The sequence below is a fragment of the Streptomyces filipinensis genome, assembly GCF_014649495.1.
Taxonomy (GTDB): Bacteria; Actinomycetota; Actinomycetes; order Streptomycetales; family Streptomycetaceae; genus Streptomyces; species Streptomyces filipinensis.
Genome location: NZ_BMTD01000015.1, coordinates 96,254 through 123,018, shown reverse-complemented (window position 1 = coordinate 123,018; position 26,765 = coordinate 96,254). Strand labels below are relative to the sequence as shown.

Below are 26,765 nucleotides of genomic sequence, written 5' to 3'. Positions count from 1 at the left end.
TATGTTCGCGACTTCCCTGGGAGACGGGGCCGAGCTGCGGCCTCTGGAACCGTGGCGGGCCGAGGAGTTCCTCGCGCACATGGACCGGGGGCGTGACTTCATCGGTGCGCACATGGAACTGCCCGACCTCGCCACGGACTTGGACTCCGCCCGCAGCTATCTCCAGCTTTACGCCGACAAGGCGGCCTCCGACTCAGGCCGACTGTATGGCATCTGGCTCGACGGCACGCTCGTGGGTGGCGTCTCGTTCCCGAAATTCGACGCCGCCGCCGGCATCTGCGAGGCGGGCTGCTGGCTGGAGCCTGCCGCCACAGGCCGAGGCCTGGTCGGATGTGCAGCACGGCTGATCATCGACTGGGCGTTCAACGAACGCGGCATCCACCGCGTGCAGTGGTTTGTGTCGCCGAACAACACGCCCAGCATCAACGTGGCCAAGCGGCTCGGCATGACCCGTGAGGGCGTCCTGCGCGAGATCTACCTCTACCGCGGCGTCCGCCACGACGCCGAGGTCTGGTCGGTACTGGCGCCAGAGTGGCAAGCCTTGGGCAACTGAGCGGTCCTTTGGTTCTCCGTTTCTCCACGTTCACAGCGGTCGACGATTCGGCACTTGAGCTTCCCGGCGTGTGGGCGGCTCCTTGCCGCCGGACGGAGCGGGGGTGCAGACGGCGAGCCACGTGCTCGGCGAGCACCCGCTCCGCCGCCGCTGCACGCGGTGCGGGCCGCGTGAGGTCAGGGTAGGGGAGCGCCGCTGTCGCCCGCGCGGTCCGTTCCGGCACCCTCGCGCTCGAGCGGCTTATGTGCCCGTGGGTAGCGCTTGGCCCCGGTGACCGGCCGGTTCTGCCGTGGCCGATCTGAGCAGAGTGGTCATGCCGCTCATCGCTGCCGATAGCGGGTGCTGGCTGTGGACATTGTCCTCATCACACCGGTAAGACCTGGTCGGAGCGGCATAGCGAGTGACCGGCCAGGGGCGGCCGCGGCGCGTGCGACATGCAGGAAGGGGAACCGTTCACAGCGCGCACGTGCCCATCGCACAGATAAAGTAACTCCGATTTTCTGTGCTTGTGGGACTGAAGTAAGGGCATCCGGTGGCCAGGAGGTTGATAACGATGGTTCCCCTGCTTCTGGTTCTTCTGCTGGCTCTGATCCTCTTCGGTGCAGGCTTCGCCCTGAAGGCATTGTGGTGGATCGCGGTGGTCGTGCTCATCGTGTGGCTGCTCGGCTTCGTCGTCCGTAGCGCGGATGGCGCAGGCCGCAAGGGCCGCTGGTACCGCTGGTAGACCGAAGGCGCCGGTGGCGAGGAGCGCGCCGCGCGAAAATCACGGGTGGCCCGGCCGGCACGGCCGGGCCACCCGTGTAAGAAGACACCGTCCCAAGGGGGTTGCCACCCGTCCGTGGAACGGGGGTGCCTCTCGAAGGGGTCCCGGTGAGCCTCCAGGGTGAGGCTCGTCGTCATGGTGCAGAGCGTCGGGCGCCGTTCACGTCACGGGGTCCAGGCTGTGCCTTGCCACTGTTCCGGTCCGCCGCCGTGCCACTCGATGATCGGTGACTCGGCCACGTCCAGCTCGTCCACGTCTGCAAAGCCTGCCCGGTGCAGGAGCGCCGTGAGATCGTGCAGGCTGAAGGCCGTGCCGAAGGTCTCGCCGTCGATCTGGATACGGCGTCCGCCGTGTTCGTCCGGTGGGAACACGATCACGCGGCGCTCGGCCATGTCCGAATCCTCTCCTGGCTCAGCCCCGCCCCCGCAGACCGCCTGCCGACGCTAGCGGGTGGACGATCCGGGGTGCGAGCGGACACACCACACCAGCCTTACCTGGGACGAGGTCGGGTGCACTCCCGACTACTCCAGGTCAGGCTCCTCATTCCGGCTGGAGGGTGTCCCGTTTGACATCCACGGGGTTCCCTTCGGCCCTGGCAGTGGGCCAGAGAAGCGGCTCTGACGCCGGCACATTCCGATGCTCAGCGTTCACGCAGGGTGGCCGAGCACTTCAACCTGGAGTGGTGGTTGTCGACGATGCGCTTGAGCGCTGGAAGGCGCCTTCCCTCCCGGTGCCGCGCCTGCCCCAGGACAATGTGTGACACACAGCCGTCTGGCCGCGCTGCCGGCCTCTTCCGGCCAGTGCCGCGTGAGGCGGCGCTGGCACTGCTCCACCCTGCCTGCTGCGTTGCTCGACGGCGGTGACCTGAAGCCACGTGTCCTGTGTGGATGCCTGTCCCGCTGCCCAGCGTGCCCGCTGCGCTTGTGGCACAGCGGGCACAGTGCGCTCGGCCGGTGGTCAGCGGTCGTCGTGGAGTTCCTGGTGCATCTGGGGCTGGTCGTCCTTGTCGTGCTTGAGGGCGTACTCCTCGACCTTGTTGAAGGCCTTGGAGGCCTGGCCGAGGATCGCATCGTAGGGGTTGGTTCCGGTGGCCTTCTGGGCGGTGCCGCCGAAGAGACCGCCGAAGGTGTTGCTGGCGACGGAGTGGCCGGCCGCGGCGATCTTGGCACCGGTGTCTAGGGCCGCGTTGCGGGGGATGCCGGCCATGTCGGCGTACCTGTCACCGAACGCGGCACGGACCATGGCGACGAAGGGGTCGTAGGCCGGTGGGGGCACCATCTCCTGCTTGTAGAACTTCAGGGCCTGCGCGGTCATGAACTTGCCGTCGTCGGACTCCCTCCACTCCTTCTCGCGCTCGATCCTCCAGATCTGGTCGACCAGGTCGGCGTCCTTGGGCATCACCCACTGCTCCGGTGTGCCGAGGTAGTGGTTGACGTAGTGCCAGGCACACATGAAGCCGTGGCGGTCGTCGGCGGAGACGTGCACGCCGAGGTTCTTCAGTGCCTCGAGGATCTGGACGCTGAAGACGCAGATGGCGCCGGCGGTGTACTTCTGCGAGACCGGCTCGCCCCACTTGGCGTAGTCCCACTCGCCGCTCTTCTTGTGCAGCTGGCGGACCGAGGCGTGGACCAGGCGGACCTTGGTCACGGTTGCCTTCAGGGTGCCGTTGCGCAGGGCGCCCCTGTCGCCCATGCCGATGAACAGGCGAGAGGACTGGGACAGGCGCCGGCCCGGTCCGTCCACTCCGCCCAGGCGTCCTGTGGAGCGCAGGGTGAAGGCGCCGGTGGGGGACAGGTACGTGCCGATCAGGCCGACCGTGCCCTGGAGCATGGACGCCTCGCCGTGGTGGTGGTCGAAGAAGCCTTCTGCGGCTTTGACGTCCGCCTCGCTCCAGCCGGGCGGCTCGGCGGTGGCCTCTTTGAGGAAGTTCGCCAGCCTTGGGGGCAGGCCGGAGAGGTCCTGTCCTGGGTGCAGGGTTCCGATCGTGCGGAACAGGCCGTTGATTCCGTCGATTTCCTGATTGTCGATCAGGTCGGACACGAGCGCGTCGGCGGGTGGGTCGCCGGCCTGGTTTGCGGCCTCCATTTCGGCTTCGACGTTTTCGGCTGTCATGGCCATGAGTGTTGTCCCTTCTTCGAGGTGGGGAGGACGGCAGGAGCACACGGAGCCTGCCTGCCCCCGGCCGGGCCATGGGGCAGGCGGTTCGGCAGGCGAACGGTGTGGGGCACCAAGATCCCCGAAAGCAATGCTTTCCCTGCGGTGAGGGGCCTGGCGCGCGCGTACGGGCGGCGTCCGGGAGCATCGGGTATCCGTCACCGTGCTCCGAGATCACCCTTTTGGTCCCGGGCGCGAAGACGTGGACGGGTAGCGCCGCGTCTGCCAGGGGCGCGCATGACGTCAGGCGGTGCGGATGCGGCGGCCGTCCGCCCGTGCCGCCGTGCCGGCCCCGTCGGTCAGAGGGCGAGCGAGCGATGACCAAGCCGCACTCGGGACCCGGGCGACGAGAGGGAGGGAGCCGTGCCGCTGACATACGCGGCCGACTGACCGCGGCTCTCACCCGAACCCGCCGGACAGCCTGGCCCGGTGGCCATGGCAACGGTCCACGCCGGGGCCACGGCGGACCGCCCGCTGCGCCGCACGCCGGGGTGAGCGTGCCGACGGACTGTTCGAGTGACGGAGAAACGATGTTCCCGGCAGTGTCCGGGATACACGCGGACGCGATCCGAAGCACGCCTGAGGATCGGATTTCGCACTGTCGTCTCAGCCGTTGTGGCTGGTGCGGCATCGGTCCCTGCCGACGTCGGCGGGCACATCACACCCCTGGGGGACGGGAAGGCCGGGGCGTCCAAAACGGCCGCCGATCGCATCATCGACCATCTCGGTCCCTTGTTTGCGCTCCAGACCCGCAAGCGGCCCCGCAAGGACACGGTCCTGATCGTGGACGGCACCCTCGTCCACCGCGCACCGCAAGGTCCGCGCCCGCGGCGAGCACATCGTCGCCCGGATGAAGGGCTGGAACATCCTCTGCGACTGCCCGCTCAAAGGCGACGATGTCCACCGCGCTGGGCTCGGCATCGCCCGCCCTGCACGTACTTCCCCGCTGTACAGCAGCCAGGTGCGCGATGTACAACATCGCCATGACGACACGACCGACGCGGGCGATGTGGTGGGCTGAGATAGCAGTCTGCCTTGCCGTGGCCGCCGCGACGCTCAGAGGGATCACCTTTGTGGGCTCGCTGGCAGCCGGGGGCCGTCACGCGACCCTCGACGCCGCGCCGTCGACTCTGTTGATCTTGCTTTCCATCGGTGCTGGCATCTTCGTGAGCGGTCGGTTCAGGGCGTGGGGGTTGCGTCGCAGAGCTGCACCCCCGCATACACCTTGAACACCGTTGTGGAAGCGATGTCACCATGAGTTCGAATGGCACTGCCTCCGCGCGATGAGCGGTGAGCATGGCCCCTGCTCTGGTCGCTTCGTCGGGGGCCATTCTCGTGTTCAGCTACGCGCCTGCCCTTCGGTAGACCAGCCCTGGACCGTGCGACAGCGTCGCAGGTGGCGGCGAGCGACCGCATGGCGTCGTCGGCGCCAGTTCGACCAGCTCAGGGCGTGGTGTCGTCCTCGGCGGCCGCGAAGGTGCGGTGGTAGGGGACGATGAGCTGCCACGGAGACGCCGAACCTCCGCCCGTGTGAACTGGATTGCCCCGGCTGATGTCGGAGTACCAGGACCCGTCCGACGGAACGCGTACGCTCCTGACCCGCCGGACAGACCCTGGGGCGTGACGGTGAGTCGGCTCTCGCACGGTCCCCTGAAGGGGGGTGCGAACGCCGCGTTGGTCCGGAACGGACGGCCTTCACTGGATGTACTTGAGGGTCCACTTCTGATTCGGCAGGCCCTGGTTGTCGTTGGTCACGACCGGTGACCGGTTCGCGCCGTTCCAGCCGCGGTCGGGTTCAAGGACGCGGCCGTAGAGGTTCGCGATGCGTGCCGGGTCGGACTGGTGCGCGGGGTCGACGTACCACAGCTGGTCGACGTCGGTGAAGCTGCTGTCGCAGCGAGACAGCCAGGTCGCCCAGCCGCTCGGGCCCTGCGCGTAGCCCGCGAGGCACTCACCGTTCCTGCGGTTCACCATGTGGTAGCGGCCCCGGCCATCGGCGTCCAGGTCCCAGAGCTGGTACGCCTCCGTGGTGCAGTCCCACACTCGCACGCGGTCCTCACCCGATGGGAAGCCCATGCAGCGGCCGGTGCCCTGGTTTCTGACCTGGAACGGTCCGACCGAGCCGGCGGCGGAAGCCGCTGCAGCCGTCTCTGCTTGGGTTTGCGGTTCGGCCGCCCCCACGCCCGGGGCTGCCGCAATGAAGATGGCAGCCAATGTCGTAGCGAGCATGGCGTGTCGATTGCGTGGCTTCACGTGTTCCCTTTGTTCGACTGTCCACGAGGCCGTCAGCGCAGGTTCTCGCGCACAACAACCACGCAAGAGGGGTTCCGCCCTGAAACCCTCCTAACGGGTGGGGCGGGAGCTGCAGTGGTGCCGCGGTGCTTGTTACTCGGCGTCGGCGTACAGGCGCCGCCCCAAGGGGCGGGCGTCACGCGACTCGTCCAGCACCGAGACCCCAGCCGCTGAGCGGGGTTGGGACGGACCCTGGTACCGCGTCCGCACCGACCAGTTCGAGGTGTCGTTCTTGCCCAGCACGGGCGAGGACCTGGACGACGTCTGCAATATCGACGTCGAGGTCCGGCTGACGGGGGACGGCTCCCGCTGGAGCGCGACCATGTTCACTCTCGCCGAGGTTGAGCGTCTGATGGAGAGGTGGTCCCGAACGTCGACGACGAGTAACCCCCAATTCCGAATGATCAGTAAGTACTCGTAACGGGATCTTGGCTGCTGGGGGACTTGGACGTAGCACCAGGCTCTCGCCATGGAGATCATCAAGGGCACGGGGGTGTGGGCGCACCCCGGTGAAGGCGACAGCGACTGGGTTGAGCAGCTGAGGACATCAGATCTGTCGGTGGGGACGTACTGCATCCCAGTCGGCGGACGCGACGCCCAGAGTCCTCACAGAGTGGACGAGATCTATGTCGTCACGGCCGGGCGCGCCAAGATCGTGACGCCGGACCGGACGGCCATGGTAGGTCCCGGAGCGGTGATCTTCATGCGGGCGGGCGAGGAGCACCGGTTCACCGACGTATCCGAGGACTTGGCGTTGCTCGTCGTGTTCGGTCCAGCATTCGGGTCGCGCATGCCCGAGAGGTAGGCACCGCAGGACGCGGGGTCGCCGCGGGCGCATGGGGGACGCGCACCGTGATCGGGGAACGGTTCCCCACACAGGTGTGACCTGCCCGATTCCGGCACCCTCGTCGCGGCCGGAGCGCGCGGCGAGGGTGCTCGCCGTGGAAGGGGCCGGAGCGCCCCGTCCGGGTACTCGTGCGACACCGCCGCACGCGGGCGGAGAGAAGCGAGGGCACGAGCCATGACGACACCAATGCCGGGCACCCGCCCGCAGAGCCGTGGGGTCCGCACGGACCTGCTCGGGATCTACCTCAACGACCATCTGGCAGGTGCCACGGTCGGAGCCGGACGCTCCCTGTTCGCGGCCCGGTCGCATCGCGACCCGCCGTTCGCGGAACCGCTACGGAACCTCGCGTGCGAGATCGGCGAGGACCGTGCGAGCCTGCTCCGCATCATGCGGAGCCTGGGCGTGCCGGAGCGCCGTTACAAGGTCGCGGCATCCGGCGCGGCCGAGCGACTGGGGCGCCTGAAGAGCAACGGGCGCCTCTTCAGACGTTCACCGCTGACGCTGGTGATCGAACTCGAGTTCCTCCGGCTGGGGGTGGAGGGCAAGGAGCTCGGCTGGCGCACCCTGCGCTCCCTGGCCGATGCGGACGACCGCCTGGACGAGCAGGAGCTCGACGGACTGATCGCACGGGCCGAGCGGCAGATGAGCACGCTGGAGGAACTGCGTGTGAGGGCGGTTCAGGACGTGTTGCTGAGCGGCTGACGCGGACGCGTCCCGGGGACTGGACGCGAGCGGCCGGGGTCGGAGGCGACCGGCATCTGCTGTTGCGCCGCCGGGATATGTTCGGTCCGGCACATCCGCGGCCCAGGACGCATCGGCCTGGTCAGCCTGGCTGGTTCTCCGGCTCGGCATAGGCGGAGTAGCCCGTTCCAGGGCCACGAGTAGGCGTCCGGAGCCGGTGCGCAGCGCCGCCTGCTCGGTGTCGAGTACACCGGGAGAGGCCAGGGTCTTGAGGAGTTCCCGGTGGCCCGGCGTGCGGAGGCGAGTCCGGCCGACGCACCGGGGTCAGCGGGCTCGTCGTGGGGACCGCTCACCGCAGGGCGAGGGCGGGCAGGACGGCCAGCAGCGGATCGGGAGCGGCCGCCGGGAGGGTGTGGGGGCGGGTCTGGTGTCCATGACCCGGTCCGCTCGTGATCCGCGCGGTGCCGCAATCGTCGTAGGGGATTGAGCCGAAGGCTCTCGTAGGACCAGCGCCGGGCCGCCCGCAGATCGGTCGGGACATCGCCCAGCCAGCGGGCCCGCTCGTCCCGGTCATCCGGTACGTCAGCCGCTTCCCCGGTAGCCAGCTGGTCCGCCGCGTCGCTGAGCAGCCCGGCGCTGTCGACGCACAGCTGGTGGCACAGCCGCCCCGCGCGGCGGTCGTAGACCCGGGGGAGACACCAGGGCGTCGACGCACAGGCTCACCGGGGCGCCGAGTGGGGTCTCCAGCAGCCGGTAAACGATGTCCATGGGCCCCTTGGGAGCCGCAGGCGATGCGAACGGGCGGCTTCGGGCGTACAGACCTCGGGCGCCGGAGCGGGCGTACAGCGCCCAGGCGAGGACCGCGGCGGTGCCGCGGCCTTCAGCGCCTGCACCCTCATCTCCCGCTCTGGACCCCGCTCGGTGACCGACCGGCGGACCGAGCGGCCGACCGCACGCACCCACGTCGCCAGGGACGTCGCCCGCTGGTCGCATGAGCACGTCAGCGCATCGCCCGGGCTGCCGGATCGCCGGGCCTGCACCTGGCCGGCCCCGGCGGACCACCCGGGGCCGAGTCCGCTGTCAACGGTGCGCCAGACCGTCAGCCGGGCTCGCGGCCGGCAACGCGCTCCCGGCGATCAAAAAGCTGTCACCGAAGCTGCTCAGCAGCCTGTGCGTCATTACTGGGCGACCACCCGGATCGTCTTCAGCTGCGTGTCGGCCGCGTCGGGCAGGTGCATGCCTGCCGCCACTCTGCTGGTGAGGTATCGCAGGACCGGTTCGGTGAGGCGTTCGCCGGGGAGTACGGCGGGGATACCGGGCGGACAGGGCGTGATCATCTCGCCGGCCAGCCGCTCCGCCGCGCGGTGCGTGGGTACGTCCTCATGGGGATCGAAGTAGGCGTCGCGGGGCAGCCGGGCCTGTTCCATCCGCTGCTCGGCCGGGGACGGCACGTCGACGCGCGGCGCGTCCCGCAACTCGTCCGCGTGGTCGGCGAGGTCACGCAGGGCGGCGAGGAGCCGGCCGGCGGTCTGCTCGTCGTCGGCGTGGGTGAGCTGGGCGCTGAGGCGCCGGTGGTCGAACAGGTGCATGTCGAGGTGGTGATGCTCGCGCAGCCAGTCGGCGGCCCGGTAGCCTGTGGTCCCCAGCGCCTCGATGTCCATGACGACCGGCAGAGGGTCGAACTCGGCGGCGCGGCCGGGTCCGCGGAAGTCGTCGGCGTCGTTGACGTGGAAGCCGTCGATCTCCTCGATCGCGGCCCGGGTGCGCTCGGCCAGCCGCGGCGCGTGGTCGATGAGGTCGTGGCCGTGCTGGGCCGTCTGCCGGCGCCATGCGTCGATCCCCGCGTATTACCCGACAGGCATCCATTCGTACGAAGGGACCTGGATCATGGCCGTGGGAGCCGGTGCCCGTTGCGATCGGCAGAGCGATGCACCGGGAACGATCGTGTGGGGAGCGCGCTGCCGAGTGCGGGCGCGTGTTCTCGTGACCGCACAGTCCCAGCGTTCGGTGAATGCGATGGTCCGGCTGATGCGCGACCATGGCCGGCCGTCGTGCTGCTGGGCGCGGCTTCGGTGTTCCTGGCGGTCATGGGGACAGGCACCTCGGACGCCGTGGTGCTGTGCTGCTTCGCCACCGTGTGGCCGTTGAACTCGCTCCTGGGTCAACGGCTGCTGTACCGCGCGAGCCCGCACGGCGGATCCTCCGGCCGGGACCGGCGATGCGCCTGAGAACCAGTGACGTCCACGCCCGCGGCTACACCCGGCGGCGCTGTGGCCGCGGCTTCCGCTACCTCGGCCCCACCGGGACGACCATCACCGACCAGGCCGTGCGCGAACGCATCACCGCTCTGGCGATCCCGCCGGCCTGGCGGGACGTCTGGATCTGCACCGCAGCCAACGGACACATCCAGGCCACCGGAACCGATGCGGCCGGCCGCCGCCAGTACCTGTATCACCCGCGGTTCCGCGAGCAGCAGGAGGCGGCCAAGCATGATCACGTGCTGGAGGTGGCCGCGGCTCTGCCCCGCCTGCGCGAGCGCGTGGCCACGGACCTCGCCCGGCGCGGCCTGTGCCGCGACCGCGTCCTGGGCTGCGCAGCGCGACTGTTGGACCTCGGCTTCTTCCGGATCGGCAACGAGTCGTACACCAAGGACAACGACACCTATGGTCCGACCACGCTGCTGCGCGAGCACGTCACCTGCCACCGGGGCGAAGTGTGCTTCACCTATGCCGCGAAGAACGCCAGGGAAGTGTCGCGGACAATCGTCGACGAGCCGGTGCTCCGCGCGACGAGGGCACTGCTGCGGCGCCCTGACAACGGCTCACGTCTGTTCGCCTACTGGCAGCGCCGGGCCTGGCACGACGTCCACGCCGCAGACCTCAACGCCTACCTGCGTGACGGTACGGGGACCGACATGACGGCGAAGGACTTCCGTACCTGGCACGCCACTGTCCTCGCCGCCGTCGCGCTCGCCGTCTCCGTCCCAGTCGCCGACGTGTCCGCCGCCGCCCGGAGACGGGCCGTGCGCCGGGCCGTCCGCGAGGTCGCCGACTACCTCGGCAACACCCCGGCCGTCTGCCGGGGGTCGTACATCAACCCACGCGTCATCGAGCACTTCGAGGACGGCCGCACCATCGCCTCCGCCCTCGACACCCTCGGCACGGACAGCACACTCGGCAGCCCCGCCACCCGAGGCGTCGTCGAAGAAGCAGTGCTACACCTCCTCTTCTAGCGGTGCCGTCCCCAGGCTGACGTTTCCAAGGACGGCACCGGCATACTCGGCGAACAGACGACACACAGAGAGCAGATGAGCGTCGTGACCAGGCGGTCCGAACAGAAGCCCGCACTTCGAGTGGCCGAGTCCGGCTGGGCGAAGGCACGTCACCTCCCGCGCGGGAGTGTGCGAACGCGCATCGCTGCTGTTGCGGACGAGAACGCGTCACCCGCCGCGCACACGAGTGGCGATTGGAACATCGTCCGAGGCGACGACTGAACGTCGACCGCCGGTCCGTCACCCCGGGCTGCTGCGTGCGCTGCGCGAGGCCGACCCGGATCATGTCAGCGGGCGCACTGCCGGCCACCGAGGTCGGGGCGTCCTCGGGACTAATCTGGTTCGGTGACACAGCGAGTGAGCACCGTGGTGCTGATGTGTGGTCTTCCGGGAGCGGGCAAGACCACCTACGCGATGGATCTGGTGCGACGCGGTTACGTGCGCCTGTCGATCGACGAGGTGGTCTGGCAGCGACTCGGGCAGCGTGACGCCGGCATGGTGCTGGAAGCGGAGGCGTTCGACCAGCTCAAGGAAGAGGTCCGCCGCGAGCAGCGGCAGGAACTGGTCGAGCTGATGCTGGCCGGGTGCGATGTGGTGGTGGACTACAGCTTCTGGAGTCGTGCCGCCCGTGATGATTACAAGGCGCTGATCGAGAAGCACGGCGGCCGCTGGGAACTGATCCACCTCAAGGCCGACCAGACGACGCTGGAACGTCGCCTTGAGGCGCGGAACGGCGAGGAGGGCCCCAACTCCGTCACTGTGGACGAGGCGCTGTTCAGCCGCTACCTGACCAAGTTCGAGGAACCGGCTGGAGAGGGTGAGCAGGTCGTCATGCAGCCCTCTCCCTGAGGACCTGAAGCCGTTCAGCGGAAGTGATTACGGTGGTTGGAGTTGGCGATCATGAACTGACGCAGCGAATCGGGCACCAGCACCGCAATGGGACATGATGCCGCGATCAGCGGGCCCGTACGGCAGGGTCATCGCCACCGCGGGCGACCTCGCCCGGCTCGCCCGGATGCACCTTGCCGCCGGCGTGGCCGAGAACGGCACCCGCGTGCTCTTTGAGAAGACAGTCGCCCTGATGCAACGTCGCGGCATGCGCTGCGCCCCCAAGACCGGCTGATCGGCTACGCCGACCGGCCCGTGCGGCCACGGACCGGCCAACCACCGAACTGGCGCCTTGCGAGGCCCTGGCCTACCCGTTCAGTCCTCGCAGCGACTGGGCAGATACCGCTGGGTCTTCGAGCGCACCATGTCCTGGCTCTCCGGCTGTCGCCGACTGCACCGACACTGCGAGCGCCTGGGAGTCGGTGCGTTCAAGTCAACGTCACATCGCCCCCTTCGGTGGCAGTTGGGGGGAGTCCCGTTCGTACAAAGGCCGATGCGGGCACGCTGATCGTGTCCGAGCTGGTGGGCAACGCGGTCCGCCACACCCCGTGCCGTTTGATCCGGGTGTCCGTCCGGCGCGTGTCGAACGATCTCGTACGGATCGGCGTCACCGACAAATCCGGCCCTACCGAAGATGGGTCCGGTCGCCGGCGGTGACGAGGCTGGGCGCCGCCTCGTGCTGATCGACGCGCTGTCGCACCGCAGGTGCTACGACGAATCGCGGTGGGGCAAGACCGTCTGGGCGGAGCTGGCGGTTGCGGCACGCTGACCTTGTGGCTGCTACCCGAGGACGAGCCGGCGGGCGGCCGCCGATCCGGAGCGATGCGTGGAGCTGGCCGTACCCCGCCGCACGGAGGACACGATCACACTTGGAGAAGGCCCGGTCCGTCGTCCGAGGGGCCCGACGACGAAGGGCGGGAACGCACGGCCCTGCCGGTCGAGAGGAGGGCGGCCGTGCCGTGCCGTCCCGTCGGCTTCAGGCGAGGTCGGTGGCGGGCTCGGTCGCGTAGCGGCTCATCGCGTCGACATTGGCCTGTGGCGTCAGCGGTCGACCGGCTGCGAGTACGGCCTGGAGGTCTCGGAAGTACTGCACGTACAGGTCCGGGGTGAACGTGCTGAGCATGACCGCGGGCTGGTCGGTCAGGTTGGCGAAGGTGTGCGGGGTACCGGGCGGAACCATCACGAGCGTGCCCGCGGTGGCATCGTGGTCCTCGTCCCCGACGGTGAACCGCACGGTGCCGGAGACGATGTAGAAGCCCTCGTCGTGTCGGGCGTGGCGGTGCTGAGGTGGCCCCTGGGTGTGCGGGGCGAGGACGGACTCGGCGATCGCGAGACGGTGCCCGGTGTGGCTGCCGTCCTCCAGAACCCGCATGCGCGTGGTACCCAGAACGATCATCTCGCCGTCGCCGGGGCCCACCACCGAAACGGCGGGGTCGGCCTGCGGTTCGCTGGTCTTGGTTTCGTCGGTCATGCCGACGAGTGCACCGCCGGGACCCCGTCAGTGTCCAAGACCCATCCCGCAACGCCGATACCCTGTGGGTATTGTTGCAGCGTGGAGCTACGGACCTTGCGCTACTTCGTGGCGGTCGCCGAGGAACTCCACTTCGGCCGGGCCGCCACCCGACTGCACATGAGTCAGCCGCCACTGAGCCGGGCGATCAAGCAGTTGGAGGCCGATATCGGAGCCCTGCTGTTCACCCGTTCGCCTGTCGGTGTCACGCTCACTCCGGTGGGCACTGTGCTGCTCGACGAGGCGCGGGCTCTACTCGACCACGCCGACCGCGTCCGTGTCCGCGTCAGCGCGGCGGCCGGCGTCGCGACCCTCACCGTCGGCATCCTGGGCGACGGCACCGACCCGGGAGTGGCCAGGCTCGCCGCCGCCTACCGCCGAGACCATCCCGGAGTCGACATCCGCATCCGCGACACCGACCTGACCGACCCGACGTGCGGGCTGCGCGCCGGACTGGTCGACATCGCCCTGACCCGGGCGCCTTTCGACGAGACCGCCCTGACGGTGCGCGCCCTGCGAACCGACCCGGTCGGCGTGGTCCTGCGCGCCGACGATCCGCTGGCCCGCCGCGACCGGCTGCGGCTGGCCGATCTGAGCGACCGCCGCTGGTTCCAGTTCCCACAGGGCACCGACCCCCTCTGGCAGTCGTATTGGAACGGGGGCAGGCCGCGCGCGGGCCCAGCAGTGCGCGCCGTCCAGGAATGCCTGCAGGCCGTGCTGTGGAGCGGCACGGTCGGCCTCGCCCCGCTCGGACACGACCTGCCTGCAGAACTGGCCGTGGTACCGCTGATCGACATGGCACCGAGCCGAGTGGTCGCGGTGTGGAACGAAGGTGACACCAACCCGTTGATCCGATCCTTCGTCGAGATCGCGATTACCGCGTACCGCCACTGAGCACCGGCAACGGATGCTGCTGCAGCTTGGCTTCTCGATCTGGTGGACGATGGGCTCATTTTCAGTGTGCCGGGCCCGAGTCCGGTCGGCAGAGCGGTGGCCTGTCGGCCATGGCGACGCGAACGGCTCCAGGGCCGGAAGTCTTCGGGTTCGGGCTGAGACGCTGCGGGTGTCAGGCCGCGCAGGCAGCGGCGGTGCTGGGCGACAGTCCGTTCGCCGGCGTCGCTCAGGCTGTGCCAGCGATGCCACCTGTCGGCGACATGCACCGCTTGCGGCGCTCAAGCCACCCCCCAACGGCTGTTCAGGTGCGCTGTCGACGGCACGTGGGAAGAAGATCCTCGCCGCCGTCCTCGCGGCAGCCGACGCCGTCGACGGCATCGACCGGGCTGTGGCGGTCGGCTCCACCGTCGTGCGGGCCCAAGTGAGGCAACGGAGGGAGGCGGAAGAAAGGTGGCAGCAGCGGCTCCAGCCGGCCCACTCGCTCATCATGAACGGAACAACGGCGGTCAGACCGACATGGCTGGCTGCTTCCGGCCGCCCACGGTGCTGGAACCGCTCCGACGCCAAGATCGACATCATCCGCGCGTCCGCCCACTTGCCCCTCGCAGCTGCGCATCGCGCAACACACCCTCGGCAACGAATCCCAGCTTTTCGAAGACGTATCAGACGATCAGCCGGGTCGCCTCAATCGCGCGGCCACGGTCGCGGCCGGGCCCGTGGGCGGCACTTCCTCTTCCTGGGGAGGCATCGCGGAGACGCGTTCTCCGGACAGTCTGCCTCCGTGGTGACCGGAGCCGATCGCCACGCCAGCCCACGATTGTGTCTGCCGGACAGTGACCAGGCCCCTGCCAGGCTCAGGACCACCTCAAATGCCTTACCAGTGGCCAAGGTTCCTTTTAGGCTGGCGTATCTCGAACCTCCGGCAGAAGGCGAGAAACGTCCTCATGGTGGCAGGCCCGGAAGCAACCGTCGTCGCGAAGGCCGCGGGCACCATGCTCCGCGGGCTGTCAGAGCGAGTCACCACGACACCGGCATGGCCCGGCATGCGCGAAGCGCTGTTGGAGCTCCACGAGATCCTTAACGACTGGTGCCAGGCCGCGCAGAGGACCGGCGAAGCACTGGAACGACTCAGGTCCCAGCACCTCACCCGCAGTTACGTCAAGTACATGGCCGGTGTGGGCAACGGCGGCGGCCGTTCGGTTCGCTTCCTCGGGATCCCCTTGAGGCAGGGGTACATCGAGATCGCACAGCGCGACATCAAAGCGATCATGGAGACCTCCGCACCTCTAGCGCAGCGTTGGAGTTCGGCCAAGCGCCGCCAAGCAGCTCGACGTACGTTGCGCAGACTGATGGGCATCTACTGCCCCGAACTGCTGGACAGCTTTGATCGCGCAGTGGAAGGTCGCGTCGACTGGGTGACGCGCCACCGACAAGACATCGAACACGCTCTTGAGCACGGGCTGCAGCCCGGCACGCTGGCAGACATGATCCGGGAAACCGCGCGTACGACCACGGCGCTGGTCGCCGCACGCGATGACATGAAGCGTCTGATCCTGGAGCGCTACCCGATGGGCGCTCCGATCGCAGAAGAGGAAACTGCCTGAGCACGGTGTGGGACTGACGTGGGAATACCGATCCGTTTTCCGGTCCCCGACCCTGTTTCCAACGTGCCGATGCCGGAGTCCGTGAGTCCGCCAGTCACCCGCCGTACATCCGGCCCAGGGCCACGCGGACCTGCCGGCCGCCGTCATCGATCGGCGGGTAGACGACGACCTGCGGCATCCCGGTGGTCTCGCCAGGGTGCGGCGTGCGCCGGGAGTGCGCATGCCTGACGCCGGCGCGTTCGTAGTCTGATGTAGGTTCTCACTTTCCGCGTCATGCAGCGACACGGAGGCACAGCCGGGTGTTTGGGCGCCCGATCCAGACCACGCGCCCGAGTCGCGGGGCGCCCGCGTCGGGGCCAGCCCACGGGGCCGGCGGCTGCTGCGCGGCATCGTTACCACCGGGAGAGAGCCTGGAACTCTCTGGCGAGACGGAAGCCGTCGGTGCCGATCTTGCGGGAGACGGAGGAGAGCAGTCGCTTCACACTCTGTTCGGTGATGCGCAGTTGCTTCGCGACCACCGCTGCCGGATGGCCTTGGGCCGTCATTTCGGCCACGCGTCGTTCATGAGCGGTGAGGGTGTCCCTCTGTGCGTGGCGCAGTGGCCGCAGTCCTGCTGCCAGGAGTTCCTCTCTGGCGTGGGCGGCCAGTGCCTCGGCACCACAGTGGACTGCGGCTTCCAGGCCACGGTAGAGGCGGTCAGCGGCTTCTTGCAGTTGGCCGTTCCGGGACAGGGCGGCGCCGTATCCGACCAGGGCCCGGGCCAGTTCGTACGCGGCGGGGGACCGTTCCAGGTAGTCGACGGCCTCGGCGTACAGGTCGAGCGCCGCCGGCCCCCTGGTCACTTCGGCCTCGGTGTGGAGTGCCTGGCCGATCGCGGACGCCGTACCGAAGTGCCGGGCCCGTTTGCCGGCTTCCCGCGCGAGGCGGACTGCCTGGTCGGGGGCGGTGAGGGCGAGTGTGGACGCCAGGTGCAGCTGCCAGGGGCACCAGGTCGGGTTGCGCCAGTTCCGTGAGTCCAGCCGGTCCCCGACCTCGGACAAGAGTCGCTCGGCCTCGGACTGCCGCCCCTCGGCCAGGAGCAGTTCGGCGTACACCGTGCGGGGATCCGAGTAGATAGCGGTGTTCGGAATCACCTCGCCATAGCGGTAGGAATCGGCGAGCTCGCGCGCGTCGGTCGTCCTCCCGCGGGCGACAAGGGTCTGGATGAGGGCGCCGATGGCGAACCATTGGGCGGGCACTGCGCCTTTCACCCGGTCGGCAGTGTATAGGCCCTTCCGTGCCATTTCCTCCGCTTCGGGAAGGCAGCCGCCACGGAAGAGGGAATAGGCCAAGAGGGCCTGCCCGACAGCCAGGTGGGAGCCGCGCCAGCCTTTGGCCTCGCACTCGGCCATCCCCTTGGCGAACAGCTCCTCGGCCCGTCGTGGCTGGTCGCAGTACATGAAGACCAAGGCGACGGAAGCGGGCACCTCGAAGCCCCGGTTCTCATCAGTCCAGCTCAGTCCGCCGCGCAGGGCCTTGTCGGCATAGGAGAGGGCAATCTGCTGCGGCTCGCCGCGCATCATGGCGTCCCAGGCTCGCAGGCCCAGGATGGACCGCTCTTCCAGACCGCGCCCGGTCAGGTGCTCGGCCAGCCGTGCCAGCCGGCGCGAGCGGGCGGACGGGTCGGGCTCGTCGGTGCGGAACGCGCTCCATACGAAGTGATCGGCCTGCATGCGCAGCCGGATGCGTGGGTTGGTCGCCTGCCGTGCCTCGTCGTCGGCCAGGGCTGCCGCCTCGGCCACTTGGTCGGTGTGGGCCAGCGCCTGCGTCAGCCGATGGACGATGGAGGCCCTCAGAGAGGGGGCGACTCCGGGTTCTGCCAGAGCCGCCCGGAGATGACTGACCGTGGCCCTGGGATCGATCAGGAAGGTCGAGCAGGCCAGTTCATGGAGGAGCGCCGCACGGTCCTCCGGCAGGGGCGGCTCCAGCAGCGCCCGGCTCAGGACTCGTGAGGCGGCCTCCGGCGCCCCCGCGCGAAGGTACTCCCGCGCGGCATCCCGCAGACACTCGACTGCTTCGGGCCTGCCTTCGCAGGGCACCTCCAGCAGATGCCGGGCTGCGGCAGTGGGACCGAACCCCGCTGCGCGGACTGCTTGCGCCGCGAAATCGTGCAGGGCGACTCGCATGGCCGCGGGAATGCCCCGGTAGATCGCCGAGGCGATCAGCGGATGTACGAACTCCAGGTCACCGCCCTGCCCGGGGGCGTCTGTCAGGATTCGCGCGGCGCGCAGTGTTCCGATCGCCCCGGCGGCCTCCTCGCTGTCGATGACGGCGACGGTAGCCACGAGATCCGGTGAGACGGGGGTGCCCAGAACGGCGGCGGCCCACGCGAAGCGGACGGCCGCCGCACCGAGTTCCTGGAGGCGTTCGAGCAGGCCGTGGCCCCTGGTCGCCGAGGCCAGATGCCGCACCACAGGCAGCTCGTCGTGCGTGCCTGTGACTTGCCGTTCGCCGAGCCGAACGGCGAGTTCGGCGACCTCCAACGGCGTTCCTCCGGTCACCATCCAGCATTCCATGCAGAACACGTCCTCGGCTCCCTCGCCCACCTTCTCCTTGATGATTCGTGCCACGCCGGACGGCGTGAGTGGCTTCAGGGCGTAGGGGCGGTTCCTGTGACCCTCCACGAGCGCGCGGAGGGTGCTTGCCTCGCGAGGCAGTTCGTCCGGCCGGTAGGTGACGACGATCAGCAGTGGGAGGTCCTCGGCGCGTGGGGCGAAGGATGTGATCCAGTTCAGAGACTCGACGTCGGCCCAGTGGAGATCGTCCAGGAGCAAGACGACGGGTGCCTTCGTGACCGTGAGGCGGGTCATGACCCAGTCCAGGCCGTCGCGCACGCCGGTCGGGTCCGGTGCCCGAGCGGTGTCCGGCGCCGTGAGTCCGAGCGCGGCGGCGACGATGTCGTACCAACCACCCAGGAAGACACGGCGCTCCGCCTCGTCCATCGCCGCCAAGGCAGGCTGCATCAGCTGACGCACCACGCGGAACGCGGTCCCTTGCTCCGTCTCGCCGCCCTTGCCTGAGAACACCGTGAACCCGTGTGTCGCGGCCCGGGCGCGCACTTCCGCGATGAGGGCTGTTTTGCCCAGTCCGGCCGTGCCGGTGAAGGCGAGCAGCCCGGTGCGCCGCAGTCGCCGTACACCCTTGACGGTTCTGCCCAGTTCCGCCAACGCTTCGTCGATCGCACGGAATTCGCCGTGGCGCTCCAGCAGGCAGACCTCGGTGGTCGGCTGCCGCAGCTCGTGAGTCGCATGCTCTACCGCATCAGGTCGCTGACCCCGGGGAAGGAGCGCCGACCGCTCGAATTGCTTCTGGGGGGACGGCCTCTCTTCGGCCATCCACTCCCTCAACTCATTCCACCCTTCGATGGCACTGTGCGTCGAAACCTGTGCATCGTCCACACGGTGGAGCTGCTTGAGGAGGTCGTCAGCCCTGACGGACCCGCTGGACGCCGACGGGGGGGTGGGCACGTCTGACCAGTCCTGGCCGTTCCTCATACTGCTGCCTCCTCTCCTGGACCGTCGTCCCTCCACTCGGATGGAAAGACGACCTCGTCCCCCAGTTCCGCGACCAGTGTGTTCCGCGCGTTTCTCAGATGGACCCGTACGGTGCTCGCAGCGATGTCCAAGTGTGCGGCGATCTCATGGTTGGTCCACTCGCCCTGCCACTTCAAGAGTGCCACCCGTCGCTGAGCACAAGGCATGCTGTCGATGACCTTCCAGCACTTCTGCAAAAGGAGATTGGAGATCGCCGTCCGCGGCGTCTCCAGCTCGGACACCATGTCCTGGCCGCTGACGCTCTCTACACAGCGTCGGGCTGCTCCCCACTGGTCGAACACCTTGTTCTTCAGCACCCGGTACAACCAGGCCCGTTGAATCCCCTCGCTGCGGGTACGCAAGGTCTCCCACTGCAAGGCAGCGGCCTTGAACGTCTCCTGAACCAGGTCGTGAGCCATATGACGATCACCACCGAGCAGCCGGTTGGCGTACTGGACCAACCCATCGCGGAGCTGCATGTACCGGGCCGCAATCTCGTCCCAGTGCAGGGGCGGGATTCGGGGCGTCATGAGTCCCGCTCCGGAAGCGATACCGACCCGCCTCCGACCTGAATCAACATTTTCGGGCCCCCCATGCCACCTTCCTGCGTCACTACGGTGCCGGGCGGCGCCTGCGTGGTGATGGCCAGCAGAGTCTTGCGGCGCGACCTCTCCGAAAGGGTCTTCATCACTCCACCGATGAATAAGACGCAGCAGGCGGACTGCCACGGCAACGTGTGCCGCACGAAGGAGGCCCCCTCAACTGCCCACCCCTGCACCAGGGCTGTGATGGCGTTCATGCCTGTTCATCTCTCGCCCCACCAGAAGTGTTTAGTCGACGTCAACGGCCGAGCCAACGCGTTACGGCAGGCTTCATCCCAGGGTGCAATCAAATTCGAACACCCATTTTGCCGCAGGTGTTCAGTTCACATGTATGGCGGACAACTGCGGGGGCTGATGGTGCTGCGCGTCGACAGAAGCGTGGCCTTCGATCGCAACGCCCGGAATCGGTCGGCGCCGAGTGGTCAGGATCCCCGTAGGCGGTTCCGGATGGTCAGGTCAGGTCGAGGAAGTTCCAACGGGTGTCCGGCTGAGCGCCGCTCAGCCACTTGCCGCAGTTCTGGAGCACGACCGGGCTCGAGGTTATGTGCTGCGCGCCGGTCCCGAGGTCGCGCAGGAAGCGGTCGACCGGGCCACGGCGGATCGCCGCCGAGCCGGACCAGCGGTGTACGGTGCGGCCCACCTCGTACACGGTCGAGGTCGTGTGGTTCAGGACGAGGCGGATCAGAGTGTCCTGCTCCGTGCTCGGCAAATCGCCCTGGTCCAGGGTCTGTTCGACGTCCGTCCAGACGTCGTTCACCCAGGCCCGGGCTGCCCGAAGTCTGGCTTCCGCCGTCGCGTACTCGGCGTGGAACTGGGAGGTGTCGACCGCGGCGCCCCGCGAACCGGTCCGCGCTGCGGCGACGCGTTTCAGCTCGTTCAGAAGGCGCCGGCCGACACCGAGGGCCCAGCCCGTGTGCCCGATCGCTGACAAGTTGACCAGGCCGAGACGGTAGACGGCGCCGCCGTTGACCGGGGTGTCCGTGGTCGCGACGTAGGTGTACTCGTGCGGTACGTACACATCGGTGCAGTGGTAGTCGATGCTGTGTGTCGCACGCAGCCCGAGCACGTCCCAGTTGCCGTCCAGGGTCACCTGCGACTTCGGCATCGCGAGGACCCGCAGCTCACCGGTGCCCTCGACCTGGACCGCGCTGTGGATGTGGGTGGCGTGCGCCATCCCGGAGGCGAACTGCCACTGGCCGCTGACCCGGTAGCCGCCCTCCACAGGGACGGCCCGGCCGGGGCGTGTGCCATGCCCCGAGAGCAGCGCGTACTTCCCGTTCGGCACGTCGGGGAACAGATCGGCCGACGCCTCCACGGCGAGGTACGCCGCGGTGGTCCCAGTCATCAGCTGCAGTGCGAACATGGTCCACCCGGCCGCGGCGTCGTGGTAGCTCGCCCGTTCCGCCGTCTCGATCAGCTGCCGGGGCGCGAACTCGTATCCGCCGAGGCTCAGCGGGAGCTCGGCCCGTACGATCCCGGTGTCCAACAGCGCCCGCGCCGTGTCTTCCGGCAGCCTCCCCAACTCCTCGGCAGCGTCGGCCCGTTCATCGAGTACTCCGCCGAGCGCATCGATCCGCTCCAGCACCCCCGCCAGTTCCGCACTGACATGCAGCTGACCCTTGTCCCCCATGAAATTCCTCTCCTCGTGGACTGTTCCAGATCGTCTCACGTACCGGCCCGGCCGCCCGGTCCAGAGGCTCCAACCAGAGGGAACGGTCCGGCTGTTGAAGTCGGCATCGTCCGCTCGACTCATCTCGTCGAGCCGCGGCACCTGCCCTTCGGCGCCGGCAAGTACAGGCAGGGTCCAGACAGGACGCCGACGGCTACGCCTGCTCGGTGGGGGAGCGTCGTGAGTTCGTGCAGGATGAAGGCCGCGCCGAGGGGTCTCTCCGTCGATCTGGATACGGCGTACGCCGTGTTCGTTCGGCCGGAAAGCGATCACGCGGCGCCCGGTCAAGTCCGAATCACCCCAGCTCAGCCCTATGCTTCCGCCCGCACCCACAGACCGCCTGTCGGCGCAGGCCCGGATGCAGGAGACGCTGAGCCATCTCGCCGACCACGTTGACGAGCTCTGTCGTCGGGCTCCGTGACCAGTCCGCCTGGCTAAAGGAGGCGCAGGTCCCCCGGATGTTCCTCTTCAAGGATCTCGACCAGCCAGCCGAAGGCAGTCGGTCCAGGGCCAGATGAAGACCTTCTCCCAGGTGCCGTCCAGAGTCCACCTCCGCAGACGGTTGTGGGCGCGCTTCCAGGACCCGAAGTGGTCGGGCAGCTCTATCCGCGACGTACCCGTGCGGTATTGGCACGCGATCGCGTCGATCGCGCGCCCGGTGCTCACGCCACCGCCCTCCGCGCTTCGGCGTCCGGTCCGGCAGCAACGGCTCGATGCGTGCCCCTGGGCGTCAGTCAACGACACACCAGACCAACGATCCGGTGATCTGAAGAAAACGGTCTGGCCCGGCCGTGGTTGCGGCCGCTGGGGACCACCTGCCCATGTCAGGCCGCGGCCTCCTGGTGGGCGTGGTGGGTGCGGGCGGTGGCCAGGCCCGCCGCCCGCCGGACCGAATCGGCGGAGGCGGCCAGCAGCGGCAGCCGGACGGCCGGGCTGGGGATGCGGCCTTGGGCGTGCAACACACCCTTGACAACGGTCGGGTTCGGCTCAGCGAAGAGCGCGGCGGACAGCCGGGCCAGCTCGGCTCCCAGCCTGCGGGCCGGCCCGGCGGCGTCGCGCTGCCACAGCGAGATCAGCTCGGTGAAGTCAGCGGTGCGTACATTGGCCGACGCCAGGATGCCGCCGCGGGCGCCCGCCGCGAGCAGCGGCGAGATGACGGCGTCATCGCCGCCGAGCACCGCGAAGCCCGGTGTCTGCGAGCCGAGCAGTTCCATCGCGGCTGCGTCGATGGCGCCGGTCGCGTATTTGACGCCGACGACCTCCGGCAGGTGCCCGAGCGTGCTCAGCGTGCTGGTGCTGAGGCGCTGACTGGTGCGGTACGGGATGTCGTAGACGACCAGCGGCAGGCCGCCGTGTTCGGCGAGTGCCGTGAAGTGTGCCAGCGTTCCCGCCTCACCGGGCCGGGTGTAGGGCGGCGCGGGAACCAGCGCCGCGGCGACGTCACCGCTCTGAGCGAGCTCCCGCAGCGTCGTGATGGCGGCGGCGGTGTCGTTCGTGCCGACACCGACGATCAGCGGAGCTCCGTGTGCCTGGCAGGCGGCCGCACAGATGCGGACCACGGCCTGCTTCTCCTCGGTGGTCAAGGTGGCGGCCTCGGCGGTGGTGCCCAGGGCGACGAGTCCGCGTGCTCCGCCGACTGACAGCGCGTCATCGGCGAGCCGGGCGAGCGCGTCCGGGGCAAGGCGCAGGTCGTCGGTGAACGGGGTTACCAAGGGGACGAACAGGCCGGTGAGCTTTGCTTCGGGCTTCATACGCCCAGCCTGGCCGACGCAGACACAGTAGATCCAGTTCATGTTTCTACGCCTATGCGTAAGCTCACCTTATGCTTGATGTCCGACGTCTCCATCTGCTGCGCGAACTGGACCGACGCGGCACCATCGCGGCCGTGGCAGAGGCGCTGACCTTCACCGCCTCTGCCGTCTCCCAGCAGCTAGGCGTGCTTGAGCGCGAGGCGGGCGTGCCCTTGCTGGAACGAAGTGGCAGACGGGTGGTGCTCACGCCCGCGGGCCGCACCCTCGTCACCCACGCTGACGCGGTCCTCGAACGCCTCGAACTGGCCGTCTCCGAACTGGCCGGGGCGCGCGAGGGCATCGGCGGGCCGCTGCGGATCGGGACGTTTCCCTCTGGCGGCCCCGCGATCGTGCCCGCCACGCTGGCCGAACTGGCCCGGCGACATCCCGCGCTGGAACCGATGGTGCAGGAGATCGACTCGGCGCGGGTCTCTGACTGCCTGCGCGCCGGCGAACTCGACGTGGCTCTCGTACACGACTACGACTTCGTGCCCGCGTCACCTGACACCACGGTCGACCAGGTGCCCCTGTTGGAGGAGCCGATGTACCTGGCCACGGGCGGCCCTGCCGACGGCGCTCTCGCCACCGGCCCCACCGACGCCGCTCTCGCCACCGGCCCCACCGACAGCGCTCTCGCTCCCGCCCCTGCCGCCTGCGGCGACACGCTGGCGGAGCTGCTGGGACCGTGGGCCGCGTCCCCGTGGATCACGGCCCGGGACGGTACGACCGGTCACGCGATGGCCGTACGTGCCTGTCAGGCGGCCGGTTTCCAGCCGCGCATCCGCCACCAGGTCAACGACTTCCGCACGGTCCTGGCGCTGGCCGCCATCGGACAAGGTGCCGGATTTGTACCGGAGATGGCCACCGCACACGCCCCCGACGGCGTGGTCCTGACCCGGCTGCCCCTCTTCCGTCGCTCGAAGGTCGCCTGCCGCGCGGGCGGCGGCACGCACCCGGCGATCGCAGCATTCGTGTCGGCGGCGCGAACAGCGGTGGGCACCGGCCGTGCCTCCTAGCCAGGGACGCAGACCGGAGAAGCCCATGCGGTCACAGCAGTGGACGGCTCCGAGGGACGACTTCGATATTCAGGGCCGCGGCCCGCTGCGGCGCCCCTCCCGGGAATCGCGGTCACCCGGCCGAGCACCTCTCCGGGCGCCTTGGCCTTCGGCGATGGCGATCCGGGCGACGCCGGTGAAGGGCGCTCTGGCACGCCGCGGCGATTCCCGGTTGCCCTCGAAGTCGCTGACCCGCCGGCTGAACCTCGACCGCAAGACCGTCCGCCGTTTCCGCGACACCGGCCTCGACCAGTTGCTTCGCCGAGGCACAAGGCCGTGCCCAACTCTCTGATCCACGGCGCAGACGACTACGACAGCATCAGCGAAGATGTCACGACGAGCAGCAGAGCCGCACGGATGCGCTGACGGAACTGTGAGGCGGGGAGGCCGGCGTCATCGGGGCGAAGTACAGCCATAGGTGACCGCCGGTCAGGCACCACGCTCCGTTGTCAGACCCGTACGCCATGATCTACCCATGGAGCGTTCGAGCACGGTACGGGGACACGGGATGACGGCAGGGGCACTGCTGACGGCGCGGGCTGAGGTCGTGCCCCTGGACGATCACCGCGTGGGGACCGCGCTGGACGGGCTCGTGGACGGCTCGGGGTACTGGAGCGGCTCGGGGGCGCTGGCCGGTATCGAGCGGACGGCGCGTTATCTCGCCGGGACGTGGAAGCCGGCCACGCCGGACGAGGGTCCCGGAACGGCCGGGGAGGGCTCCTGGGCGCGGTTCATCGGGCGCATTGGTGCCGTGGCATTCCGTGCCGCTGTGGAGCCCACCCGCGATGAGCGGCGTCGGCGTCTGCTCGCGCTGCTGGAGATCTGGGCGGACAGCCCCTTCGCCGAACCCGGATCCCGGATGCGCACCGGGCTGGTGCGGGTGGCCGGGGGAGCCCCCGCGGCCGTCCGGGACGAGCGGGGGGCGGCCGTCGCGGTCGGCTGGGCCGCCGGCGGGCTGCGGAGGTTCGTCGACCTGCGCACGGGGGAGGAGGATCCGCCGAGCCTGGGGGCGATCGAGGAGGTGCGTGACGTGCCGCGCGGGGGGTGGGGCAGTGCCGAGCAGGTGCGTCGACTGGTGCACCTCGTCCAAGAGCGCGGGCCGGTGCCGTGGGACCTCGATGCGGTGGCGGTGCTGAGGGACGGCACGGGGATGGGGCGAGCAGCGGCGTCCTTCGCGTTGGCCGGGATGCTCGCGTGCGGGTATCTCCCGCGCCTCGACGACACGGAGCGGAAGATTCACCGGCTCAAGGTGGCCGAGATCGAGGACGGTGTCCGCGAGCCCGGCCGGATGGGCTCGCTCGACCGCCTTGAGCTGGCGGCGGACGTGCTGCCCGAGGACCCCGCCCAGCTCTGGGAGCCGCACGGCATGCGCGCGGTGGCGGAACGGATCGGGCAGGGGTGGCTGGAGCGCTACGGCCGGCGGACCGTGGTCCCGGAGCGCACCTTCAGCGCGGTCATCGAGCTGCATCCGTCCCGGCTGTCGGCGGGTCGCTTCTGCGCGGCGTTCACCGACCACGCCGCGATACGCGGTCTCGGCTCGAACCTCGACACCTGGATCCGGAACAGTGACTTCCGACCCTTCCCGACCGCCGAAGACTGGGGCCTTGTCGATTTCGGGGACACCCTGCGTGCCGTCGTCCCGAACCTCTTCTGGGTCTACGCGGAGCTTCCCGCAGGTGACCCGGTACGCGCCGGAGCGCCCGGCCTCGTACGCGCGCTGCAGGAGCGGTTGAACCACCCGGGCCTGCTGCTGGACGCCGGCAGTCTCAGCCACGCGGTGGGTCGTACGGTTGCCGATGTGCACGACCGGTTCGGCTCGCGTCCCTACGTCGGCCCGGAGCCGCTGGACGTCGCGAGCGTCGATGACGGGCTGACCGTGGTCGTGGACGGCACCGTCGACCGCAGGGGCGCCCGGTCCCAGCCCGAGCTGTACTTCCGCCCGGCGTTCCACGGGGACGACGACCGCTCCCGGACGCTGCTGGCGGCCCGGGCGGGCTCCCGCTACGACCCTGAGCTCGGGCTGGTCGAGTGGCTGCGCGGACCGGCATGCGCCCGGATCGTGGAGAGGATCGAGGGCGCTGCGCTTCCTTCGGGGTCGTACGAGACGAATCCGGTAGTCTCCGCACCCGACGTGCTGGGCCAGGTCGTCGGCGAACTCGGCATCGACGAGGACGCGGCAGCGCTCTACCTGCAGTTGCTGACCCTGCGCGCGCCGAGCGACCGGAACATCCGCATGTGGAACGGCTGGAAGGCCGCACGGCACCAGAAGGCCGGCGCCGTGCTGGTCGAGCGCGGCCTGGTCATCGAGGACAAGCGCGCCCGAGCGGGCCGTCAGCTCTTCCTGCCGGGCGAGTGGATCCACGCAGGCAAGCCCTACCAGCCCATGGAGGCGTGGAAGGCGGAACTGCTCGGGGTGGAACGCTCCTACAACGGCCGACTGGAGAACCCGCTTCCTCTTCCCACCCGCACCCTGCCTGAGCTGTTCGCGCACGCGTGGGAGCTGGTCCAGGGGGCACGGGAGCCCTCGCCGTAGGAACTCCGGTGGCAGGCAGGGCTCGCACAGCAAAAGGCGCAGCGTGGCTCTGTTCACGAGCTTCGGTTCTGGCTCAACCTCTGTGAG

The 26,765-nt window shown here is 69.2% G+C and carries 22 protein-coding genes and 3 pseudogenes; 14 read left to right on the top strand and 11 right to left on the bottom strand.

What is annotated here, in order from left to right:
* Nucleotide 1: 1 nt before the first annotated feature.
* Entirely contained in the window at nt 2–553 is a 552-nt protein-coding gene (locus tag IE244_RS29340; RefSeq protein ID WP_191876568.1) for a GNAT family N-acetyltransferase, read from the top strand.
* 553 nt (nt 554–1,106) lie between these two features.
* Nucleotides 1,107–1,277, top strand: coding sequence for a hydrophobic protein (locus tag IE244_RS29335; protein ID WP_191876567.1), 171 nt, complete (start codon nt 1,107–1,109; stop codon nt 1,275–1,277).
* A 203-nt stretch (nt 1,278–1,480) separates the two neighbouring features.
* Here the strand turns inward: IE244_RS29335 and IE244_RS29330 are convergent, their stop codons facing one another.
* Together IE244_RS29330 and IE244_RS29325 are read right to left on the bottom strand one after the other, a co-directional pair.
* On the bottom strand, nt 1,481–1,708 hold the full coding sequence (locus IE244_RS29330) for a hypothetical protein (RefSeq protein WP_191876566.1): 228 nt from the start codon (nt 1,706–1,708) through the stop codon (nt 1,481–1,483).
* Nucleotides 1,709–2,273: 565 nt separating this feature from the next.
* The gene (locus tag IE244_RS29325) at nt 2,274–3,428 is read right to left on the bottom strand and encodes an oxygenase MpaB family protein (protein ID WP_191876565.1); all 1,155 of its coding nucleotides are present in this window, start codon (nt 3,426–3,428) and stop codon (nt 2,274–2,276) included.
* A 726-nt stretch (nt 3,429–4,154) separates the two neighbouring features.
* On the opposite strand from IE244_RS29325, the pseudogene IE244_RS29320 reads away from it, so the two are divergent.
* A pseudogene (locus IE244_RS29320) lies at nt 4,155–4,491 on the top strand (hypothetical protein); the annotation flags it as partial.
* A 674-nt stretch (nt 4,492–5,165) separates the two neighbouring features.
* Here the strand turns inward: IE244_RS29320 and IE244_RS29315 are convergent.
* Nucleotides 5,166–5,699 (bottom strand): RICIN domain-containing protein, encoded by a 534-nt coding sequence (locus tag IE244_RS29315; RefSeq protein WP_268252917.1) that lies wholly within the window; start codon nt 5,697–5,699, stop codon nt 5,166–5,168.
* A 532-nt stretch (nt 5,700–6,231) separates the two neighbouring features.
* On the opposite strand from IE244_RS29315, the gene IE244_RS29310 reads away from it, so the two are divergent.
* Together IE244_RS29310 and IE244_RS29305 are read left to right on the top strand one after the other, a co-directional pair.
* Nucleotides 6,232–6,567 (top strand): cupin domain-containing protein, encoded by a 336-nt coding sequence (locus IE244_RS29310; protein ID WP_191876563.1) that lies wholly within the window; start codon nt 6,232–6,234, stop codon nt 6,565–6,567.
* Nucleotides 6,568–6,795: 228 nt separating this feature from the next.
* On the top strand, nt 6,796–7,311 hold the full coding sequence (locus IE244_RS29305) for a hypothetical protein (RefSeq protein WP_191876562.1): 516 nt from the start codon (nt 6,796–6,798) through the stop codon (nt 7,309–7,311).
* A gap of 1,157 nt (nt 7,312–8,468) precedes the next feature.
* On the opposite strand, the pseudogene IE244_RS29300 reads toward IE244_RS29305, so the two are convergent.
* Nucleotides 8,469–9,137: pseudogene (locus tag IE244_RS29300) on the bottom strand (Orn/Lys/Arg family decarboxylase); the annotation flags it as partial.
* 240 nt (nt 9,138–9,377) lie between these two features.
* Between IE244_RS29300 and IE244_RS29295 the strand changes: the two are divergent.
* From IE244_RS29295 to IE244_RS43240, 5 genes and pseudogenes are all read left to right on the top strand, one after another.
* Nucleotides 9,378–9,518, top strand: coding sequence for a hypothetical protein (locus tag IE244_RS29295; protein ID WP_191876561.1), 141 nt, complete (start codon nt 9,378–9,380; stop codon nt 9,516–9,518).
* Nucleotides 9,509–10,522 carry a DNA topoisomerase IB gene (locus IE244_RS29290; RefSeq protein WP_191876560.1) on the top strand — a complete coding sequence of 338 codons (1,014 nt, stop codon included), beginning with the start codon at nt 9,509–9,511 and terminating at the stop codon, nt 10,520–10,522. The genes IE244_RS29295 and IE244_RS29290 overlap by 10 nt, the downstream gene beginning before the upstream one ends.
* 384 nt (nt 10,523–10,906) lie before the next feature.
* Nucleotides 10,907–11,410: a P-loop nucleotide/nucleoside kinase family protein gene (locus IE244_RS29285; protein WP_229854397.1), complete on the top strand. Its 504-nt coding sequence runs from the start codon at nt 10,907–10,909 to the stop codon at nt 11,408–11,410.
* A gap of 97 nt (nt 11,411–11,507) precedes the next feature.
* Nucleotides 11,508–11,684 carry a hypothetical protein gene (locus IE244_RS29280; RefSeq protein ID WP_373305788.1) on the top strand — a complete coding sequence of 59 codons (177 nt, stop codon included), beginning with the start codon at nt 11,508–11,510 and terminating at the stop codon, nt 11,682–11,684.
* Nucleotides 11,685–11,762: 78 nt separating this feature from the next.
* Nucleotides 11,763–11,861 (top strand): annotated as a pseudogene (locus IE244_RS43240) (IS5/IS1182 family transposase); the annotation flags it as partial.
* Between the two features lie 564 nt (nt 11,862–12,425).
* On the opposite strand, the gene IE244_RS29270 reads toward IE244_RS43240, so the two are convergent.
* A complete protein-coding gene (locus IE244_RS29270) occupies nt 12,426–12,920 on the bottom strand; it encodes a cupin domain-containing protein (protein WP_191876559.1) in 495 nt (164 codons plus the stop codon).
* 81 nt (nt 12,921–13,001) lie between these two features.
* On the opposite strand from IE244_RS29270, the gene IE244_RS29265 reads away from it, so the two are divergent.
* Together IE244_RS29265 and IE244_RS29260 are read left to right on the top strand one after the other, a co-directional pair.
* Nucleotides 13,002–13,853: a LysR family transcriptional regulator gene (locus tag IE244_RS29265; protein WP_229854396.1), complete on the top strand. Its 852-nt coding sequence runs from the start codon at nt 13,002–13,004 to the stop codon at nt 13,851–13,853.
* Nucleotides 13,854–14,797: 944 nt separating this feature from the next.
* Nucleotides 14,798–15,457 carry a hypothetical protein gene (locus IE244_RS29260; RefSeq protein ID WP_191876558.1) on the top strand — a complete coding sequence of 220 codons (660 nt, stop codon included), beginning with the start codon at nt 14,798–14,800 and terminating at the stop codon, nt 15,455–15,457.
* A 392-nt stretch (nt 15,458–15,849) separates the two neighbouring features.
* On the opposite strand, the gene IE244_RS29255 is transcribed toward IE244_RS29260, so the two are convergent.
* From IE244_RS29255 to IE244_RS29230, 6 genes are all read right to left on the bottom strand, one after another.
* Nucleotides 15,850–18,894 carry an ATP-binding protein gene (locus IE244_RS29255; RefSeq protein ID WP_229854395.1) on the bottom strand — a complete coding sequence of 1,015 codons (3,045 nt, stop codon included), beginning with the start codon at nt 18,892–18,894 and terminating at the stop codon, nt 15,850–15,852.
* Nucleotides 18,895–18,986: 92 nt separating this feature from the next.
* A complete protein-coding gene (locus tag IE244_RS29250; RefSeq protein ID WP_191876557.1) occupies nt 18,987–19,559 on the bottom strand; it encodes an RNA polymerase sigma factor in 573 nt (190 codons plus the stop codon).
* A complete protein-coding gene (locus IE244_RS29245) occupies nt 19,556–19,828 on the bottom strand; it encodes a hypothetical protein (protein ID WP_191876556.1) in 273 nt (90 codons plus the stop codon). The genes IE244_RS29250 and IE244_RS29245 overlap by 4 nt, the downstream gene beginning before the upstream one ends.
* A 254-nt stretch (nt 19,829–20,082) precedes the next feature.
* Nucleotides 20,083–21,261: an acyl-CoA dehydrogenase family protein gene (locus IE244_RS29240; RefSeq protein WP_191876555.1), complete on the bottom strand. Its 1,179-nt coding sequence runs from the start codon at nt 21,259–21,261 to the stop codon at nt 20,083–20,085.
* A 507-nt stretch (nt 21,262–21,768) separates the two neighbouring features.
* Nucleotides 21,769–21,966 carry a transposase gene (locus tag IE244_RS43235; RefSeq protein WP_191876554.1) on the bottom strand — a complete coding sequence of 66 codons (198 nt, stop codon included), beginning with the start codon at nt 21,964–21,966 and terminating at the stop codon, nt 21,769–21,771.
* Between the two features lie 158 nt (nt 21,967–22,124).
* On the bottom strand, nt 22,125–23,051 hold the full coding sequence (locus IE244_RS29230; RefSeq protein ID WP_229854394.1) for a dihydrodipicolinate synthase family protein: 927 nt from the start codon (nt 23,049–23,051) through the stop codon (nt 22,125–22,127).
* Between the two features lie 71 nt (nt 23,052–23,122).
* Between IE244_RS29230 and IE244_RS29225 the strand changes: the two genes are divergently transcribed.
* Both IE244_RS29225 and IE244_RS29220 read left to right on the top strand, forming a co-directional pair.
* Entirely contained in the window at nt 23,123–24,106 is a 984-nt protein-coding gene (locus tag IE244_RS29225) for a LysR family transcriptional regulator (RefSeq protein ID WP_191876552.1), read from the top strand.
* A 514-nt stretch (nt 24,107–24,620) separates the two neighbouring features.
* Nucleotides 24,621–26,678: a hypothetical protein gene (locus tag IE244_RS29220; protein ID WP_191876551.1), complete on the top strand. Its 2,058-nt coding sequence runs from the start codon at nt 24,621–24,623 to the stop codon at nt 26,676–26,678.
* The last annotated feature ends 87 nt before the right edge of the window (nt 26,679–26,765 follow it).

Bases quoted from the DNA above. Each gene is read 5' to 3' on its own strand.
- IE244_RS29340 (WP_191876568.1), top strand. From the start codon at position 2: ATGTTCGCGACTTCCCTGGGAGACGGGGCCGAGCTGCGGCCTCTGGAA.
- IE244_RS29335 (WP_191876567.1), top strand. From the start codon at position 1,107: ATGGTTCCCCTGCTTCTGGTTCTTCTGCTGGCTCTGATCCTCTTCGGT.
- IE244_RS29330 (WP_191876566.1), bottom strand. From the start codon at position 1,708: ATGGCCGAGCGCCGCGTGATCGTGTTCCCACCGGACGAACACGGCGGA.
- IE244_RS29325 (WP_191876565.1), bottom strand. From the start codon at position 3,428: ATGACAGCCGAAAACGTCGAAGCCGAAATGGAGGCCGCAAACCAGGCC.
- IE244_RS29315 (WP_268252917.1), bottom strand. From the start codon at position 5,699: ATGCTCGCTACGACATTGGCTGCCATCTTCATTGCGGCAGCCCCGGGC.
- IE244_RS29310 (WP_191876563.1), top strand. From the start codon at position 6,232: ATGGAGATCATCAAGGGCACGGGGGTGTGGGCGCACCCCGGTGAAGGC.
- IE244_RS29305 (WP_191876562.1), top strand. From the start codon at position 6,796: ATGCCGGGCACCCGCCCGCAGAGCCGTGGGGTCCGCACGGACCTGCTC.
- IE244_RS29295 (WP_191876561.1), top strand. From the start codon at position 9,378: ATGGGGACAGGCACCTCGGACGCCGTGGTGCTGTGCTGCTTCGCCACC.
- IE244_RS29290 (WP_191876560.1), top strand. From the start codon at position 9,509: ATGCGCCTGAGAACCAGTGACGTCCACGCCCGCGGCTACACCCGGCGG.
- IE244_RS29280 (WP_373305788.1), top strand. From the start codon at position 11,508: ATGCCGCGATCAGCGGGCCCGTACGGCAGGGTCATCGCCACCGCGGGC.
- IE244_RS29270 (WP_191876559.1), bottom strand. From the start codon at position 12,920: ATGACCGACGAAACCAAGACCAGCGAACCGCAGGCCGACCCCGCCGTT.
- IE244_RS29260 (WP_191876558.1), top strand. From the start codon at position 14,798: ATGGTGGCAGGCCCGGAAGCAACCGTCGTCGCGAAGGCCGCGGGCACC.
- IE244_RS29250 (WP_191876557.1), bottom strand. From the start codon at position 19,559: ATGACGCCCCGAATCCCGCCCCTGCACTGGGACGAGATTGCGGCCCGG.
- IE244_RS29245 (WP_191876556.1), bottom strand. From the start codon at position 19,828: ATGAACGCCATCACAGCCCTGGTGCAGGGGTGGGCAGTTGAGGGGGCC.
- IE244_RS29240 (WP_191876555.1), bottom strand. From the start codon at position 21,261: ATGGGGGACAAGGGTCAGCTGCATGTCAGTGCGGAACTGGCGGGGGTG.
- IE244_RS29230 (WP_229854394.1), bottom strand. From the start codon at position 23,051: ATGAAGCCCGAAGCAAAGCTCACCGGCCTGTTCGTCCCCTTGGTAACC.
- IE244_RS29225 (WP_191876552.1), top strand. From the start codon at position 23,123: ATGCTTGATGTCCGACGTCTCCATCTGCTGCGCGAACTGGACCGACGC.
- IE244_RS29220 (WP_191876551.1), top strand. From the start codon at position 24,621: ATGGAGCGTTCGAGCACGGTACGGGGACACGGGATGACGGCAGGGGCA.